We start from the raw sequence: 14,503 nt of genomic DNA, 5'->3' as shown, positions 1-14,503 counted from the left end.
GCCGCTCCGGGTACCCCCTCCCCGCCCCCAGCCTGTCGCTGCTGAAGATGCTGGCCGAAGCGGATATCGAGCCCCTCGAGCCATAGCCTGGCCGGGCAGCGGCGGCTTCTCTGCCGCAATCACTGTTTCAGTCGCGCCGGTCCAGACCGTGCTTCAGTCGCCCGCCCCTTATCTTCCGCTGCCGCAGCTACCTCGGCCCCAAACAGGAACACTGCCGCGCAGAAATACAGCCACATCATCAGAACGGCCAGCGAGCCTGCAGCGCCGAACGCTCCCGCGGTGCCCGCGTGGACCAGATAGAGACCGAAAAGATGGCGGCCGATCGTGAATAGCACGGCTGCGACCAGACCGCCGGCTGCCGCGTGGCGAATCTCGACTCTGGTGTCGGGCAACCACTTGATCAGCGCCGACAGACCGACTGTCAGAACCGTTAGTCCGAGCACCGACTGCACGACCGCAGCCACGATAGACAGTGTGCTGTTACCGAAAATCGCACTGCCCAATGACTGGACTGCGGCGTCTAGCACGAGCGACACTACGAGAAGGAAGCCCAGCCCCATCAGGAGCGCGAACGAAAGTACACGGGTTCGCACGAGCAAGGCAACGCCAGCAATGCCCTTCGTCGGCTTGGCGCGAAACACCACATCGAGCGCAGTATTCAGTGATGAGAATGTCGCCGATGCACCCACGATGAGTAGCACGCCGGAAAGCGCTGCGGCAATGCCACCGCCCTGAGCACGGTGGGCGTGCTCGACGATCGACTGCATCGCGCTCGCGGCGTCGGCACCCATGATTGCTTTGACCTGACCAAAGAAGCGCCCCTTCCCCACCTCCGCGCCGAAGAACCATCCAACGATAGCGAGCACGATAAGCAGCGTCGGCGCAAGCGAGAACGCGGAGTAGAAACCGATGCTCGCGCCCATCATTGGGCACCGGTCCGCCAGAAAACGGCTGACGGATTCACGCATGATGTTCAACAAACGCGAGGCACGGCCAGCGCTAGAGTCGATCTGTCCGGTTTTCATGTCTTACACCTGGCGAAGCCCAATCGGCCACCGCGTGGATGGCGGCCGTTGTGGCTCACAGGGAAAACGAAAGCGCGACGGCGACCAACCAGACCGCCATCTGCCAACCCGCGAGCGCGAACCGCAGGTGGTTGTCTTGAGCATGTGTCGCACGCCGTACTTTCACGTTCGCCCTATACAGTAGTCATGGCTGTCGCATGTTGCTACTTGCCCAACGCTTCCGCCGCGATCTTTTCTTCTGCGAGCAGCGACAGCTTTTCGTCGGTAGCCTTTTCTTCCTTCAGCGTCTGCAGCAGAAGCGTCACCGCGTGCGTTTCTCCCAGTTGCTTCGCGAGCGCGATGACCGATCCGTAGGCTGCAATCTCGTAATGCTCGACCTTCTGTGCCGCGGCGATAAGCGCAGCGTCGAGGACCGGTCCACTTTCAATCTCGTCGATCTGCTCCTGTCCCTCCTCGATGAGTCCCTCCATTGCAACGCATTTCACCCGCTTGAGGCGAATTCCGCAGGCCTCCACCACCTGATCGATGCGCTCGATCTGCCCTTGCGTTTCTTCGAGGTGCGTCGTGAACGCGCCGCTCAGTTCGGAATGGGTCGCGGCTCGGGCAAGCTTCGGCAAAGCCTTTGTCATCTGCTTTTCCGCGCTGTAAATATCGGAAAGCGAATGGACAAAAAGATCATGGACAGTTTTTGCGGTCATGGTTTGCTCCCTGAGGACGTTACGCCGAGAATCGTCGGCACCTGTCGTTGATGTAGTGGCCGGCGCGAGCCTGCCACGCATGTGGCTCGTACCTGCTTCCCGCAATCCATCAGGCTGGTGGCATCGTAGTTGCGCGGGATCCCTATAAACCGGGTCCATTTGCGGCGGGTCGCGCGCAAACATGTGCATGGCGTATGCCTGCGGACGGGCCGAAATCGGTCAGAAGAAAGAGGACGTTGAACTACGTGGACGTCAGCCGCTGGTAAATCTGCGCGGGCGGATAAAAAATCTGATGGTCATGCAGGATGACCGCAGCCCGTTGGATCAAGTCCTTCGTCAAGGAGAAAAGCATGAATATCCCTCGACAGGTGGTCTCTTTTCTTGGCTCTCGCGGCAAGAAGCTTGCAACGGCCGAATCATGCACGGCGGGCGAGATCGCCTCGCTTCTCGCCTCTGTACCCGGCAGCGGGACCTGTCTGGACGTTGGCTTTATTGCTTACTCACCAACCGGTAAGGCGGGCTTTCTCGGTGTCCGTCAGAAAACGATGGATGAGCATGGCCTGACGAGCGAGGCAGTAGCCCGCGAGATGGCTGAAGGTGCGTTGCGCCAGGAAGGGTGCTGCGCAGACATCGCCGTATCGAACACTGGTGTCGCGGACGGTGCGCCAGCTGGGGGACCCGCACCAGGAACCCAGTGCTTTGCCTGGTCCTTCAGGACAGACGACGGCGAACTGACAACCTTCTGTGAGACACGTCAATTCGCGGGAGGTCGCAACGAAGTTCGCCACGCAGCCGCGATTCACGCGCTGTCGCGTATTGAACACTATTTCAATCTTCTTCCAGTGAGAGGCAGGCGCGCCCGGATGCATGCTCGAGCGGGCGAAACATAACAACAGGAATCCAGGGGGCGCATACAGGCACGTCAAATGCATGCCAACGGTGGTTCGTACTACTCCGATGCTGAATCGGAAGGCGTCGACCCGAGCGGCCTCAACGACTCCCAGGGCTACATCTCCGCCGTCGCCGCAAGGGCCGTTATCACCATCGAAAGCGACAACACTGCTATTGGTATGGTTGGATGCATCTTCGTCGGCATGGCCGAGGTGTCATCGTGTGTAGTCAATGCCTTGCCCGGGCAACAGGTACAAAAGGGCGATGAGCTTGGTTTCTTCCAGTATGGATCCACGTGCTGCCTCGTATTTCGACCTGGCGTCGTGAAAACATTCGCGCGACAGGGTCCGTTTTCGCACGATGAGAGGCGTTATTCCAGCATCGAGGAGTGGCAATGAACGCATATCGCGATCTGATCGTAATCGGCGCGTCCCTTGGCGGCCTGAAGGCACTTTCACGCCTCGCCTCCTTACTTGACCGCGGGTTCCCCGGCACGATATTGGTGGTCCTTCACACAGGGCCTGGAAGCCCTGGAATGCTGGATCGCATCATACAAAGGAACACGACGCTTCCGGTCACGTATGCTCGAAATGGCGATCGCATACACGCAGGCCAGATGTACATTGCGCCGCCCGACCGACACCTGATCGTTGTGCCCGGCGAAATACTGCGACTCGACGCTGGGCCCAAACTGCACCGCGTACGGCCAGCCGCGGACCGACTGTTCGAGTCCGCAGCCGAATGCTATGGCCCGCGAGTGGCTGGAGTGGTTCTGACCGGTTGCGGCAGCGATGGGACGCTTGGCCTTAGAAAGATCAGGCTCGCCGGCGGTATCGGGATAGTCCAGCACCCCGCACAGGCTGAGGCGCCGGGAATGCCGATGAGCGCTCTGGATGGCGACGATCCGAAGTTTTCGTTGTCGCTGGAAGAGCTGGGACCACTGCTCAAGCAGCTGGCGGAACACGGAAAGCATATCTGGAACTGACAGCTAAGGCCGCCACCCGGTGCTTGGAGTGGCCACTGATATTCGGCAGGTTGCCGTCCCTTAAACGCAGGTCCGTGCGGCACGCCCTTTGCGCGACAAAATGTCGGCGACCGCAACGCAGCACTAAGCGCCACCGATTAAATTGTCTTGAGGGAGTCGATGATGGCCAGCGATAAGACACAGGGAATCAAAGAGGAACTGAAGGGATACGTCAATAAAGGAGTAGGTTCGATCACCGGCAATGACGACCAGAAACTGAAGGGCGAAGCGCAAATCACCGAAGGCGATAACCGCAAGGACTTAGGCGATCAGCGCGAGAACGCGGAAAAGGGAAAGCCAGACCCCGGCAATCCGACGAATCTTTGACGGAGCTGGGCAAACGTGCAAACGCTCCATTCGGCGATGCCGAAGCGCTTGCGCCTCACTAATCCGCTCTGCAAGGGATCACCATGTCCAACTCCAACACGCCGGGTGACGGCGCGCAACAACCGGACATCGAAGCTTCGTCCCGACACACCGCCGTTATCGCGGGCGAACGAAGCGCCCCCGAAACGTCATCCGGCCCGCATGCAGCGGGCGACGTTCGAACACGTAAGGCTTTCAACGACGCACCTGCGTTGACCTCCTCCGGACAGCCAGGCGGCGGCTGGAGCGGTCAGCACCCTCACGCATTCCATCTCTCCACATGGGCGCCAGACGTCTTCGACGGCGGTACTCTACAGGGTGCGACCGGGGACAACTGGAAGATCCTTTCGGGCCAGCAGGCTTCGGTGTATCTGGCACGGCTTGAACCCGGCGGCGTGCGGGAGCCTCATTGGCACCCGAGCGCGTGGGAACTGAATTTCGTCATTACGGGGTCAGCTCGCTGGAGCTTCGTGGGACCCGAAGCCACTCACGACACGTTCGACGTGACGCAAGGCGATCTCGTCTTCGCGCCGCAAGGGCACTTTCACTATTTCGAAAACGCTAGCGACACTGAGGACCTCGTTGTCCTCATTATCTTCAATACGAGTGCGAGCGAGCCGGCTGACGACGTGGGCATCGTGGCCTCGCTGAGTTCTATTCCCCTCGATGTGCTCGGAGCGGTTTTCGGTGTTTCGCCGGAAACCTTCGCGCAGATTCCGCGTAAGCTCGACCGGGTCACCATTACGCGTAAGCCCGGCGCGAAAGACACATGCAGGCCCGATCCGACTACCGCTAGCGGTAGATCTCACGACAGCAACACCAAGTGTCGTTAAAATTAGTCATCTTGCTGGCCGCCCTAAGCAGTGATGGAGCACAGCGCTTTCGAGAAGTAACAAACGCCTGGGGATTGCGCGCATACACCGAATGGCGCGGCTGGGGTAAATCCATTGTGTTCATAGAACCGAACGGCTCGCTTGTTGGATGACGGCGCTTCAGTGATCAGTGTGTGATAACCAGCAGTAACCGCGCCGAGCTCCAGCTTTTGCAGAATCGCCTGCCCAACCCCGATTCGGCTTTGCCTGCTATAAATCCGCGTGACCTCAGCAACGCCATAGTCGAACCTCCGAAATGCGCCGCAGCCGAGAGGCTCACCCTGCGCGGTTCTCGCTATCAGATACTCTCCTCTGGCCGAGCATAAGTCTTCGGTGCGAAAGCGCGATTGTCCGCTGTCGCCTGAAAATATCGCAAAAGCAGCACTGGATTCGTCGAGCAGAATTTGTGCGTCCTGTATTCGAGGGTCTTCTCGAACGACGACGATAGTTATTGACGGATGCATCATGGTCGCCACCTGGTTCAAAGCTTCGCTAACCATTAACGAGCAAAGTCAATTCCCGGCGGGCCAGCAGTTCTAGTCGCAACACCGCCGGCTGACGAAATACGCGTGTAGCGCGAATTCGTGCCTGCGGTCGGACGCCGTTGGCGCGAAGTGCTCGATTACGTTAGCGACGCGCGAGGGTTCGAACGCTGGGGCACCTGCGATAACTGTTTAAATCCGCGCAGGCCACGATTGGATCGGAAATGACCATGGATAATGCGAGCGTCAAAGCCATGTCGCGTGACGCCGCGGAGATGGGCGAGCGAGGGGGAACGCGCGATGCTACTGATGTAAGCGGGCAGCACGCCCTGGCTGGCGTGCCGCCACAACCGGCCCGCGCGGGCCGAAGCATCGACACGGAGCCGCATAATGAAATCGCTCGCGCACGCAAGCCACCCCACCTGGTACAAATCGCTTTGCGCGACGGCCTGCCGCGCCGTGCCTTCGGGCCTCATTGCGGGACTGTTCGCAGCTGGCACTGCGTGCGCACGATCGGTCAGCGAAGGCGGCTCCGCGTTCGCCCCGGTGAACGCAGTCACACATTGCCTGTGGCCGCGCCGCGCATTGCGCCAACGCGGCTTCAGCTTGCGCCACACCGTGACGGGTTTCGCGATTCATGAGGCGTCCGCGATCTTCTGGGCGATGCTGTTCGAGACATTGATCGGCCGCATGCCCGACGCGCGCCAGAGACAACAGCCGGTTGCCACCGCAGCGGCTGCGGCGGCAACGGCAGCGACAGCGTATGCGGTCGACTATAAGGTTGTGCCGCCGCGGCTTACCCCAGGTTTCGAAGTGCGCCTGTCAGGCAAATCGCTGGCCGCCGTTTATGTTGCGCTCGGCGCGGGGTTGTTCGTCGCCGCGATGCTGCGGCGGCCGTCGCGTTAGCGCATCGTCAAAGGGCTCACACGCCCGGTCCCTCACGCTTGCCTGACTCCTTCCGGCCGCTGCGCTCGGAGTCCGGCTTGACCTCACGCAAGTCCTGTTCGCTGACTTCGGCCTGGCGCACCGTGGTGCCGTCCTCGCCGGTTTCGGAAATATCGGTTTCGAACGTGCCCGCGTCGCTTGCGTCCGTGCCAGCGTTTTCTTTGCCCGCATTGTCCGGTTGCGCGTTGTCCGGCGTTGGTTCCTTCGTCGCCATGATGCTGTACATGGCGGAGAAATGTTCCGAGGTACATGACTTGCGCGCCCCGGGTACAGATAATCGACCTTCACGGTGGCAAGAATGGGAACCGCGCAAGCAGCAACGTTGGCTGCGTCATTGAGCCGTATCGTCGCCGACCCCAACGACATGGTGTCGTTGAGCGACGTATTGCGGCAGCGGCAATTGATCGCAAGGATGATCGAGGCCTCGCAGGGAGAGGCGCCACTGCAACAGGTGCTAAACGGCGCAGTGCATACCGCCGCGCAAGGATGTCCCGCGCCCATGGCTAAAATTCTGGAGATCGACCGTACAGACGACACGCTGGTGCTGAAGAGCCAGTGTGGAATGCCCGCTGGCGCAATCGGCCGGACTGCAGGGAAAGCGGTGGAAGGTAATCCAGCCGGCGAGGCGCTAAAGAATGCCGAGCCGGTGATCGACATTGATGTGCGCCGGCGCCCGCCCGAGTCGCTGCCTGACATCCTGAAGGACAACAACGTCGTCACGTCGGTGAGTCTTCCGTTGATCAACCATGACGGACCTTATGGCATCCTCGAAGTGGACTTTCCCGAGCCGACGCAGATCGGCGCCTTTCACATCTCGTTCCTTGCAGTCGTCGCAGGCGTACTGGCGGACAACATCGAAAAGATCCATGCACGCGCCGCGCTTATCGTCGAACGCGACGCGAAAGCAGTGCTACTGCGCGAGCAGCAACATCGAATCCGCAACAACTTCCAGCTGATCATTGCGATGGTTCAACGCAGCGTGCTTCAGACGACCGACGACGGCTGCCGTAAAAATCTGCGCGACATCGAGCGCCGCGTGTTTGCGATGGCATCGCTATACGACCACCTGCTTGGGTTGAGCGTCCAGGCAGAACGTGCCGATCTCGGGCGTTATCTGAGCGCAATGGCGGCGAGCTTCGACGACTTCTATGCATTGAGGACCAGCGGCATCGCGTTGAAGATCGAACTTCAGTTCGGCATCGACGTCGACCTCGATACGTGTACGACCGTCGGAACGATCGTGAATGAACTCGTCGCCAATTCCGTCGAGCACGCATTCGGCGGTAGCGAGGGGCAGATTACGGTTTCGATGACGCGCGAGGCAGACGACCTGTGCGCCGTAACAATTTCGGACAATGGGCACGGCTTGCCGGCTGCTGCGCTGGAGAGCACGGGGCTGCGTACCGTACGTCTGATGCTGAACGGTATCGGCGGCCGACTCGATGTGCAGACCGCACCTGAGCGCGGAGTGAAGTGGTCGATTTTGTTCAGCGACACGCCGCCGCGGAAACGAGGCGCTGCAAAGCCGTAGTCGAAAAGTCCACGCGATGCATGCGCCTGGGATCGCTCATGTGCGGCCGGTCATCTCCGGCGCAATCGACGCGTGGTTCAGCAGGCCGACGAGCGCAATGCCGCCTACTACGTTGCCGAGCAGCGTGGGCGCGAGAAAACGCAGCAGATAGTCGTACACGACCGCATTGCCGCGCAGCACCGCATACGCGGCTTCCACCGAGCCCGCGATGACGTGCGACAGATCGCAGATCGCGACGACGTACGTCAGAATGGCGACAATCAGTACCGCGGCAGACCTCGCCCTCGGCAGCAGCCACACCATCAAGGCAATCAGCCAGCCCGCGAGGACCGCCTTAAGCGTCGTTGTTGCGAACGACGACTCGTATGACGCTTGCGCCAACTGGTCTAAAACGGGCGCAAGCTTACCGGCAAACGATGTCGGCGTGGCGAGCATTCCAGCGAATAACCACGTGCCGGCCAGATTGGCGGCTAGCACAATGAGCCATAGCCGAAGCGCGGCGGCAGCCGTGTGCAGGTCTCGCCGCGTGAGCACCGGCAGCAGGACAGTCAGCGTGCTCTCAGTAAAAAGCTGCTGGCGCCCCAGCACGACGATGATAAAGCCGACGCAGTAGCCGGCGGCGGCGATAAGCGAGACACTATCGGTTCCGGACGGCGCCTTGCGTTCGAGAACGGCCTGAGTCAGGAACGAAAAGCCCATAGACAGCCCAGCTGCCAGCGCGGACCACAGCAGCGCGAGTGGCTTGCGCCCGAGAGCCGTCTCGCCTTCCTCGCGAATGATTTCGTGAATCACGAGCGCATGTGGAGAACTGTGCGCGGACGCCTGATCGCGTTCCTTCTCGTCGAGGTGCGGAGAGGCTTGTCCCGCCGCCTGTCCATCGTTCGGACCCGGTTGATCTGCCATTGCGCGCTCCTCGGTCGGTGCTGCGAGCGCTCCGCACGCCGCATGCCCGCTGCCGGAGCTACGAGGCGCATCGCTTCCGCCCGTCGTCGCCCTCGTCGTTGCGGCGAGCATGGCAAGCACAGCGGGCGGTCCGTCTATTATCGGCTCATGCCCCGACATTCATCGGCGCATTTCCGGCAAGCTTCCGCGCATTGTTTGCAATGTTCGTGCTGGTGCTTTTCGCATTCAGCGGCGCAGGCATCGCAGATCGACGCGCACAATGAGCAAATCTCCTGTGCACGACTGCTGTCACGAGCCATGACAGCAGACGCGAGACGGCAAATGTCCGCGCAGTCCATATCCGACTTGATGCACTCCACCATGGCGGCTACGTTCGGTTCAGAAAGACATGCCGTTGCGCAATGGTCGCAAGCCGCAGCGCATGCGTCGCAAGCCTCTATGCAAGATTGATGTTCCTGTTGCGCCATTTGATCCTCCGTAGGGTGAATGGAAAGTGATGATTGCGGCTAGCAAACTCGCATGCCGAATGCCGCAAGCCGCAAGCCTACGGACCTGACTGTCCTGAAACGATCGACACATTCGTCGGACCCGTGGATTCACCTGCTACATCTTTTCCTTCACGCCGATACGGATTAGCCACCAATTGACGGGATAGCTGGTCATAAATCCCGCGAGCATCGCAATCTGCATAGCGAACCAGAATTCAGCGCTCACGACCTTCGCAATTCCCCCATACACCGGCTTGAACCACAAGAATTGGATGATCGCCATGAGTCCATACATGCCAACCTGCCAGGCCGTGATTGAGGCTATGTCAGCTTTGGCAGCGGCGAGCACCCCTGCACCTACGGACAGCTCACGCATTGGGTTGATCGTGAAGTACTGAAACACTATGCCGATCAAAAAGGCGACGATGAAGTCGGGAATCCAGACAGCGAAAGTTTTTTCGCTGAATAGCGTATGCCACCCAAACCATACAGCTAAGGCGGGAAAGGCAAAAGCCGACCATTCAACAATTATGTCGCCGAGCGTGCAGCCGGCGCCGCAGTGACTCGTTCCTTTTATCACCATCACTGCGAACGGCTGCGCACTGGATTCCTTTCCCGCGTCCGGGACGTTGCGTCCCCAAGCGTAGTAGGCAGCCAGCCACACAGCGGTACCAAACAACGCCGCTAGCGGCCAGACGAGGTTCATGATCCCCATTTTTTGTGGGTATCGAATCTCGTCAACGGAAATGACGACCGCGCAGATTGCCCCTATGACGATCCACGTGATTGAGAGCGTGTGCAGCCAGTTTGGGAAGGTGCCGTAGGTCATCGCCTTTTCAAGTGTTGGCGGCTTCGGCGTGAGGTGCGCGCAACCCTTGTGCCGCGCCAGCGGCTGGTTATTTGCTGCTCCGGCGACCCACCGGACGCCATCAATGTCGCCTCAAGAGTCGATGGGCGCCCGACGCGGTCAGCTGGACGCGACCGGAAGCAGCCCACCACCGACATAGAGCTGCTATCCGTAAATGTCCGTTGGATGCGCCGATTTGAACCGATGGGATTGCCTTGTCGCGACTATCGCATCCTCCGACTCCCCTGAAGCTCCATCAGCTTGACGGTCTCCTGTATGACCGCACGATGTTCCATCATCGCCTCGAGCGACGCGCGCAGTTCGTTCAGTAGTCTCACTGCCTGTGAGGTATCGTGGCCGTCTCGCTGGAGCTTGTGTATTGTCCTCATCTGGCACTCGATGAGATTTCGCCCTCGCGCGATGTGCTGATCGGCGAGATGTAACTGCTGCAACTCGTGTTCGAGGTCCATCATTGACCTCCGCGCCAACAGGCCCCATTGTTTGCTTGCACGTCCGAGCCAAACCACAGTTGCAAACTGGCGGCGCAGCTGCCTGCGCATCATCAGAGCAACTCACCGCGTACGCATTGAAATGGCGCTCCGACGACAATGCCATGGGATCGCGTCGTGCCTATCCGTGGCGCCGACGAAGGCGGGCGACCGTAAGCAAGCACAGCGTCCACGCAGTCAATGCACCCGCGCCTTTTGAGGTCTTCCGCGAGGGGCGTGCAACAACGAAATTATCCAGTATTTTGCCGACAGTGGCCTTCGAGCCTTCGGCGACATCGCACTCGATATATGCGACGCACCCCGCGCGAACTCAACCTTGAATGCTGATCTCAGTTGTGTTGGCGGCATTTGCATTCGCCGTGCGGTGCGGCGCCGCGTTCGTTGACGATTAGCTGCTGCCAGTTCCACCTTGCCGGATACAGCGCCGCCAAGGATGCGCGGCCTGGTCGTGGCCTCTTTGTGAGTCTTTTCGGCAGTCAGTTAATGCGACTCGGCTGATCGGTCATTGCGCGCCGCAGGCGCGCCGCGTGTCATGCGCTAACAAGCGGTCCGACGCTCCGTCTGAGGATTGGCCCAAGAGTGGACAGGTACACTTGGACCATCGATGGAGGCCTGTCGATTCGATGGGGCGCGGCGCATAGGGCGGTTCGGCCGATCTATGGCGAGTGGGCAAACGCGTTTGTACGCCTCAGGTACAGGCGATGCTCGACTTGAAAGGTCGACACAACGTACCGCAAGGAGTTCATGATGACAACAGTTGCAGAAGTGATGACACGCGACGCGGCGACCATCGGTCCGACGCAAAGCCTGCGTGAAGCGGCAAGGATGATGGATGAGCTGAACGTTGGGGCGCTGCCCGTTTGCGACGGTACGAGCCTTCTTGGCATGCTGACCGACCGCGACATTGTGGTACGCGCGGTATCCGCAGGCGTACCACCGGACGAAAGAATCGAAGGCGTTGTCAGCGGGCCGCCAACCTGGTGCTACGAGACAGACGATGTTGAGGATGTGAAACGAAAAATGGAAGGCTCGCAAATCCGCCGCGTGCCCGTGGTCGACGAGGAGAAACGTCTGGTCGGCATACTTTCGATCGGCGACCTCGCCACCAGTTCGGATGGTGGAATGTCGTCGACATTAACTGCTGTCTCGACACCGTCCGCACCGGAGAGATGATTCGCATGTCAAATCATCTACGAGGACGCACGAGCCATCGCATCGGCAAGTCGACCAACTTGAGTTACCTCTTTCATTGCACGTCACGCCGAGTTAAAGAACAGCGAGAGGCAAGGCGGAGATTGTCTTTCCAGAAACGACCGACGTAGCCTTGCCTCCGTCTCGTCGAAGGGCGCTACAAAAAGTGCGGCCACCGCCAGCTCCATCCATCAACGGGGAAATACGTGAAGACGACTCCCGTCACCAGATAGTCTTCCAGCGAAGAAAAGCCTGCGCGGCGCCACAGTTCCTCACGACAGAACGCCCGTAGTCGCTTACGCTCGCGAAGCGGTGCGGCGCCGCGCGCGACGATCCGCAGCACCGGGTCCAGCTGATCAACGCGCTCAGTTGCATAGGCCCGGGCGGATACTTCGTGCCGGGCCATCTGCTTTCACACCCATAGCTTACATCGGCGAGACGGTGACCTCCGCCGTATTCGCTTGCACCGTAACGACCCGGGTGCTGGCCACCGCATTGGCCGCCGTGGGCACCTGGCCGGTCGGGCTGACCGGAGCGAGCTTGCGGAAGTTACAGGTCAGCGTGCCCGGTGTGAGCGTAATGACGCTATAGCCCTGCGCGTTGGTATCCGCGTAGGCAAGCCAGCTGTTGTTCGACGTCAACATGGTGTCGAGGCTATTGGGGCCGGTCGCCGGGGCAACCTTGCCCAACCATCCCAGATGATTGGCGGGATTGTTGACGAAGGTCACGTACGAGGTGAACAGCGAAGTGCTCGAGATACCGGCAGTCACCAGATCGACCATGACGGGCACCGGCGTGGCTGCATCGAAATCGTTCATCACGGTGCCGGCGGCAAACGCATTGAGGTCGCCGGTCAGCGCCACCACATTCCTGATGCTGTTGTTCGTCAGAAAGCTCATCAGGCTAAGACGTTCAGCGTTATAGCCGTCCCACTGGTCGGCGTTCATCAGCATCGTGGTCAGCACCGAATACGGCGGGATCAGCGTATTCAAAGCGGCAATCGTCGCCTGGACGTCATCTTCGTCGAAGCCCAGGCCTCGCGCGAACGTATCCAGATTCGTGAACGGCGCAGGGACGAGGTTGCCCGCCACAGCGGCCGTCAAGTCCGCCTGGATCGCCGTGTGGAACTGTGTTTCGAAGGTCCCTAAACCGGCTGCGGTTTGCAGAACGGTCTGGGTGAGCGCATCCGTCAGGGCTGCGAACATGTCCGCCTGCATGCGCAGCAGCGACACATCGTTACCCCACAATTTCCAGGTCGTGGTGGCCGTGCTCATCTGATCCTGCCACCATTGCCGCTGCGTATCGCCAAGCATCGACACGGGCGTCAGCGCATTGTTGCTGGCCGTCAGTCTGGCCTGTTCGGCAGCGTCCACGGTCGCTTTCGGAACGAAGTAGCGGCTGCCGACGGGGTTGCCCGACACCTGTTCCGCCACCTCGTGTGCCGCACGATACAAACGCTCATCGGTCATCACCAGCGTGGCCAGATTGCCGAAGGTGAACGAGCGATAGATCTGGATGTTCTGGAAAGACGTATTGGCGGCGTTGAACGTGACGTTGGTCGGCATGAATTCGAACCACGCCTGATTGGCGCTGCGCCGGCGCGCGGTCTGCTCGGCCTCGGCCGACGTGTAGGTCTCGTGATCCTGCCAGCTGTCGCTCGAAAACTCGTGGTCGTTCCAGATCGCGATCATCGGCCAGTTCGCATGCAGACGCTGCAGGCGCGGGTCGCTGCGGTACGTCATGTACAGCGTGCGATAGTCGGCCAGCGTGGTCGCGTAAGTCGAGCCATCGGGCAACGCGGTGCCGTTGGGCAGCTTGAAAGCGGGGTGCTGCGGATCGCGCGCCGGCTGGATCGGCAGAGTGATACCGATCTGCTCATACACATAATTGCCCACATGCACGATGAAATTGATATCTTCGTTTTGCATGGCGTCGAACGCCGCCCAGTGATTCACGCTCCAGTCCTGGCACGAAATCACAGCGAATTTCAACTGCGTCAGGGCCTGCCCCGAGGCCGGAAGGGTCCAGGTGCGACCCGTCATGCTGGTTACGCCGCCGGTGATAAAGCGGTAGAAGTAAATGGTGTTCGCGCTCAGGCCCGTGATCTGATGGCGCAGCGTGTAGTCCCAATCCGCGCTCGCCGCGACCGTGGTATTGACGACCAGCGAAGTGAAATCGGCCGTGGTCGACACTTGCACACCGACATTCACGTCACGGATGCCATCGCCGCCCGACACGCGCGTCCACAACACGACGCTGTCCGGCTGCGGGTCGCCGGAAGCGACGCCCTGCGAGAACGAAAGAGGCCCGCCGCTCGCCGCGGCACTACTGCTGGAAGGCGAATCGTCGCCCCCTCCGCATGCGCTCAATATCGTGGTGCTTGCGGCGGAAACGGTCATAAAACCGCTCCATTTGATAAATGTACGGCGGTCCATTTTTAACCTGTTAATAAATCAGCGTTGGAGTACATATCGATCTTCGACATTAAAAATTGTCGAATTATCTCTGGATGCCGAATTAAAGCATCGCCGTATGTCTCTTGAATGACAGAACAGATTCGCTGCGCGGCCCTTTTCGCATTGCTTCACTAATATGAGATTTTTGTCATGCAATTAGTAAACCTTATCGACGCGGAAGTAATAAATGCTCGCACCGTTCCTCATTCGTTTTTAGAGAAATATGGGCACAATTTTTCTCCTGTCCTACCGATCATTTTTGCTTCGAGAATTGA

16 protein-coding genes and 1 pseudogene are annotated in these 14,503 nt (G+C 59.8%); 8 read left to right on the top strand and 9 right to left on the bottom strand.

Annotation, left to right across the window (positions count from 1 at the left end; all coding sequences use genetic code 11):
* Positions 1 to 119 precede the first annotated feature (119 nt).
* Entirely contained in the window at positions 120 to 1,025 is a 906-nt protein-coding gene (locus tag KZJ38_RS11250) for a YihY/virulence factor BrkB family protein (RefSeq protein ID WP_219795987.1), read from the bottom strand.
* A 203-nt stretch (positions 1,026 to 1,228) separates the two neighbouring features.
* Complete coding sequence (locus tag KZJ38_RS11245; RefSeq protein ID WP_219800260.1) at positions 1,229 to 1,723, bottom strand: YciE/YciF ferroxidase family protein; 495 nt, start codon at positions 1,721 to 1,723, stop codon at positions 1,229 to 1,231.
* Positions 1,724 to 2,073: 350 nt separating this feature from the next.
* On the opposite strand from KZJ38_RS11245, the gene KZJ38_RS11240 reads away from it, so the two are divergent.
* From KZJ38_RS11240 to KZJ38_RS11220, 5 genes and pseudogenes are all read left to right on the top strand, one after another.
* Positions 2,074 to 2,613 carry a CinA family protein gene (locus KZJ38_RS11240; RefSeq protein WP_219800258.1) on the top strand — a complete coding sequence of 180 codons (540 nt, stop codon included), beginning with the start codon at positions 2,074 to 2,076 and terminating at the stop codon, positions 2,611 to 2,613.
* A gap of 48 nt (positions 2,614 to 2,661) precedes the next feature.
* A pseudogene (locus KZJ38_RS11235) lies at positions 2,662 to 3,012 on the top strand (phosphatidylserine decarboxylase); the annotation flags it as partial.
* Positions 3,009 to 3,599: a chemotaxis protein CheB gene (locus KZJ38_RS37110; protein ID WP_219795985.1), complete on the top strand. Its 591-nt coding sequence runs from the start codon at positions 3,009 to 3,011 to the stop codon at positions 3,597 to 3,599. The pseudogene KZJ38_RS11235 and the gene KZJ38_RS37110, both read left to right, overlap by 4 nt.
* 159 nt (positions 3,600 to 3,758) lie before the next feature.
* Positions 3,759 to 3,965: a CsbD family protein gene (locus tag KZJ38_RS11225; protein ID WP_425518243.1), complete on the top strand. Its 207-nt coding sequence runs from the start codon at positions 3,759 to 3,761 to the stop codon at positions 3,963 to 3,965.
* Between the two features lie 83 nt (positions 3,966 to 4,048).
* Positions 4,049 to 4,837: a cupin domain-containing protein gene (locus tag KZJ38_RS11220; RefSeq protein ID WP_219795984.1), complete on the top strand. Its 789-nt coding sequence runs from the start codon at positions 4,049 to 4,051 to the stop codon at positions 4,835 to 4,837.
* A 23-nt stretch (positions 4,838 to 4,860) separates the two neighbouring features.
* Here the strand turns inward: KZJ38_RS11220 and KZJ38_RS11215 are convergent, their stop codons facing one another.
* A complete protein-coding gene (locus KZJ38_RS11215; protein ID WP_219795983.1) occupies positions 4,861 to 5,343 on the bottom strand; it encodes a GNAT family N-acetyltransferase in 483 nt (160 codons plus the stop codon).
* Between the two features lie 405 nt (positions 5,344 to 5,748).
* On the opposite strand from KZJ38_RS11215, the gene KZJ38_RS11210 reads away from it, so the two are divergent.
* Complete coding sequence (locus KZJ38_RS11210) at positions 5,749 to 6,264, top strand: hypothetical protein (RefSeq protein ID WP_219795982.1); 516 nt, start codon at positions 5,749 to 5,751, stop codon at positions 6,262 to 6,264.
* Between the two features lie 16 nt (positions 6,265 to 6,280).
* Here KZJ38_RS11210 and KZJ38_RS11205 read toward each other — a convergent pair whose 3' ends face one another.
* Positions 6,281 to 6,517 (bottom strand): hypothetical protein, encoded by a 237-nt coding sequence (locus tag KZJ38_RS11205; protein WP_219800254.1) that lies wholly within the window; start codon positions 6,515 to 6,517, stop codon positions 6,281 to 6,283.
* Between the two features lie 84 nt (positions 6,518 to 6,601).
* Here KZJ38_RS11205 and KZJ38_RS11200 point away from each other — a divergent pair, with 84 nt between their 5' ends.
* Positions 6,602 to 7,834 carry a histidine kinase dimerization/phosphoacceptor domain -containing protein gene (locus tag KZJ38_RS11200; protein ID WP_219795981.1) on the top strand — a complete coding sequence of 411 codons (1,233 nt, stop codon included), beginning with the start codon at positions 6,602 to 6,604 and terminating at the stop codon, positions 7,832 to 7,834.
* A 36-nt stretch (positions 7,835 to 7,870) separates the two neighbouring features.
* Here KZJ38_RS11200 and KZJ38_RS11195 read toward each other — a convergent pair whose 3' ends face one another.
* From KZJ38_RS11195 to KZJ38_RS11185, 3 genes are all read right to left on the bottom strand, one after another.
* Complete coding sequence (locus tag KZJ38_RS11195; RefSeq protein WP_219795980.1) at positions 7,871 to 8,737, bottom strand: formate/nitrite transporter family protein; 867 nt, start codon at positions 8,735 to 8,737, stop codon at positions 7,871 to 7,873.
* Positions 8,738 to 8,874: 137 nt separating this feature from the next.
* Positions 8,875 to 9,204, bottom strand: a complete 330-nt coding sequence (locus KZJ38_RS11190) for a four-helix bundle copper-binding protein (RefSeq protein ID WP_219795979.1) — start codon at positions 9,202 to 9,204, stop codon at positions 8,875 to 8,877.
* A 136-nt stretch (positions 9,205 to 9,340) separates the two neighbouring features.
* Positions 9,341 to 10,054 carry a DUF4396 domain-containing protein gene (locus KZJ38_RS11185; protein ID WP_219795978.1) on the bottom strand — a complete coding sequence of 238 codons (714 nt, stop codon included), beginning with the start codon at positions 10,052 to 10,054 and terminating at the stop codon, positions 9,341 to 9,343.
* A gap of 1,274 nt (positions 10,055 to 11,328) precedes the next feature.
* On the opposite strand from KZJ38_RS11185, the gene KZJ38_RS11180 reads away from it, so the two are divergent.
* Positions 11,329 to 11,754, top strand: a complete 426-nt coding sequence (locus KZJ38_RS11180; RefSeq protein WP_219800252.1) for a CBS domain-containing protein — start codon at positions 11,329 to 11,331, stop codon at positions 11,752 to 11,754.
* 175 nt (positions 11,755 to 11,929) lie between these two features.
* Here KZJ38_RS11180 and KZJ38_RS11175 read toward each other — a convergent pair whose 3' ends face one another.
* Both KZJ38_RS11175 and KZJ38_RS11170 read right to left on the bottom strand, forming a co-directional pair.
* A complete protein-coding gene (locus KZJ38_RS11175) occupies positions 11,930 to 12,178 on the bottom strand; it encodes a hypothetical protein (RefSeq protein WP_219795977.1) in 249 nt (82 codons plus the stop codon).
* Between the two features lie 19 nt (positions 12,179 to 12,197).
* The gene (locus KZJ38_RS11170) at positions 12,198 to 14,171 is read right to left on the bottom strand and encodes an alkaline phosphatase D family protein (RefSeq protein ID WP_246641429.1); all 1,974 of its coding nucleotides are present in this window, start codon (positions 14,169 to 14,171) and stop codon (positions 12,198 to 12,200) included.
* Positions 14,172 to 14,503 lie beyond the last annotated feature (332 nt).

It is taken from the genome of Paraburkholderia edwinii (assembly GCF_019428685.1).
Lineage (GTDB): Bacteria > Pseudomonadota > Gammaproteobacteria > Burkholderiales > Burkholderiaceae > Paraburkholderia > Paraburkholderia edwinii.
Note: the sequence above shows the minus strand (reverse complement) of the source record. Positions and strands in the feature narration are given on the sequence as shown.

Excerpts from the sequence above, each read along its gene's own strand:
- KZJ38_RS11210 (WP_219795982.1), top strand. The coding sequence starts at position 5,749 with ATGAAATCGCTCGCGCACGCAAGCCACCCCACCTGGTACAAATCGCTT.
- KZJ38_RS11245 (WP_219800260.1), bottom strand. The coding sequence starts at position 1,723 with ATGACCGCAAAAACTGTCCATGATCTTTTTGTCCATTCGCTTTCCGAT.
- KZJ38_RS11205 (WP_219800254.1), bottom strand. The coding sequence starts at position 6,517 with ATGGCGACGAAGGAACCAACGCCGGACAACGCGCAACCGGACAATGCG.
- KZJ38_RS11225 (WP_425518243.1), top strand. The coding sequence starts at position 3,759 with ATGATGGCCAGCGATAAGACACAGGGAATCAAAGAGGAACTGAAGGGA.
- KZJ38_RS11190 (WP_219795979.1), bottom strand. The coding sequence starts at position 9,204 with ATGGCGCAACAGGAACATCAATCTTGCATAGAGGCTTGCGACGCATGC.
- KZJ38_RS11195 (WP_219795980.1), bottom strand. The coding sequence starts at position 8,737 with ATGGCAGATCAACCGGGTCCGAACGATGGACAGGCGGCGGGACAAGCC.
- KZJ38_RS11175 (WP_219795977.1), bottom strand. The coding sequence starts at position 12,178 with ATGGCCCGGCACGAAGTATCCGCCCGGGCCTATGCAACTGAGCGCGTT.
- KZJ38_RS11240 (WP_219800258.1), top strand. The coding sequence starts at position 2,074 with ATGAATATCCCTCGACAGGTGGTCTCTTTTCTTGGCTCTCGCGGCAAG.
- KZJ38_RS11170 (WP_246641429.1), bottom strand. The coding sequence starts at position 14,171 with ATGACCGTTTCCGCCGCAAGCACCACGATATTGAGCGCATGCGGAGGG.
- KZJ38_RS11250 (WP_219795987.1), bottom strand. The coding sequence starts at position 1,025 with ATGAAAACCGGACAGATCGACTCTAGCGCTGGCCGTGCCTCGCGTTTG.
- KZJ38_RS11215 (WP_219795983.1), bottom strand. The coding sequence starts at position 5,343 with ATGATGCATCCGTCAATAACTATCGTCGTCGTTCGAGAAGACCCTCGA.
- KZJ38_RS11220 (WP_219795984.1), top strand. The coding sequence starts at position 4,049 with ATGTCCAACTCCAACACGCCGGGTGACGGCGCGCAACAACCGGACATC.
- KZJ38_RS37110 (WP_219795985.1), top strand. The coding sequence starts at position 3,009 with ATGAACGCATATCGCGATCTGATCGTAATCGGCGCGTCCCTTGGCGGC.
- KZJ38_RS11185 (WP_219795978.1), bottom strand. The coding sequence starts at position 10,054 with ATGACCTACGGCACCTTCCCAAACTGGCTGCACACGCTCTCAATCACG.
- KZJ38_RS11180 (WP_219800252.1), top strand. The coding sequence starts at position 11,329 with ATGACAACAGTTGCAGAAGTGATGACACGCGACGCGGCGACCATCGGT.
- KZJ38_RS11200 (WP_219795981.1), top strand. The coding sequence starts at position 6,602 with ATGGGAACCGCGCAAGCAGCAACGTTGGCTGCGTCATTGAGCCGTATC.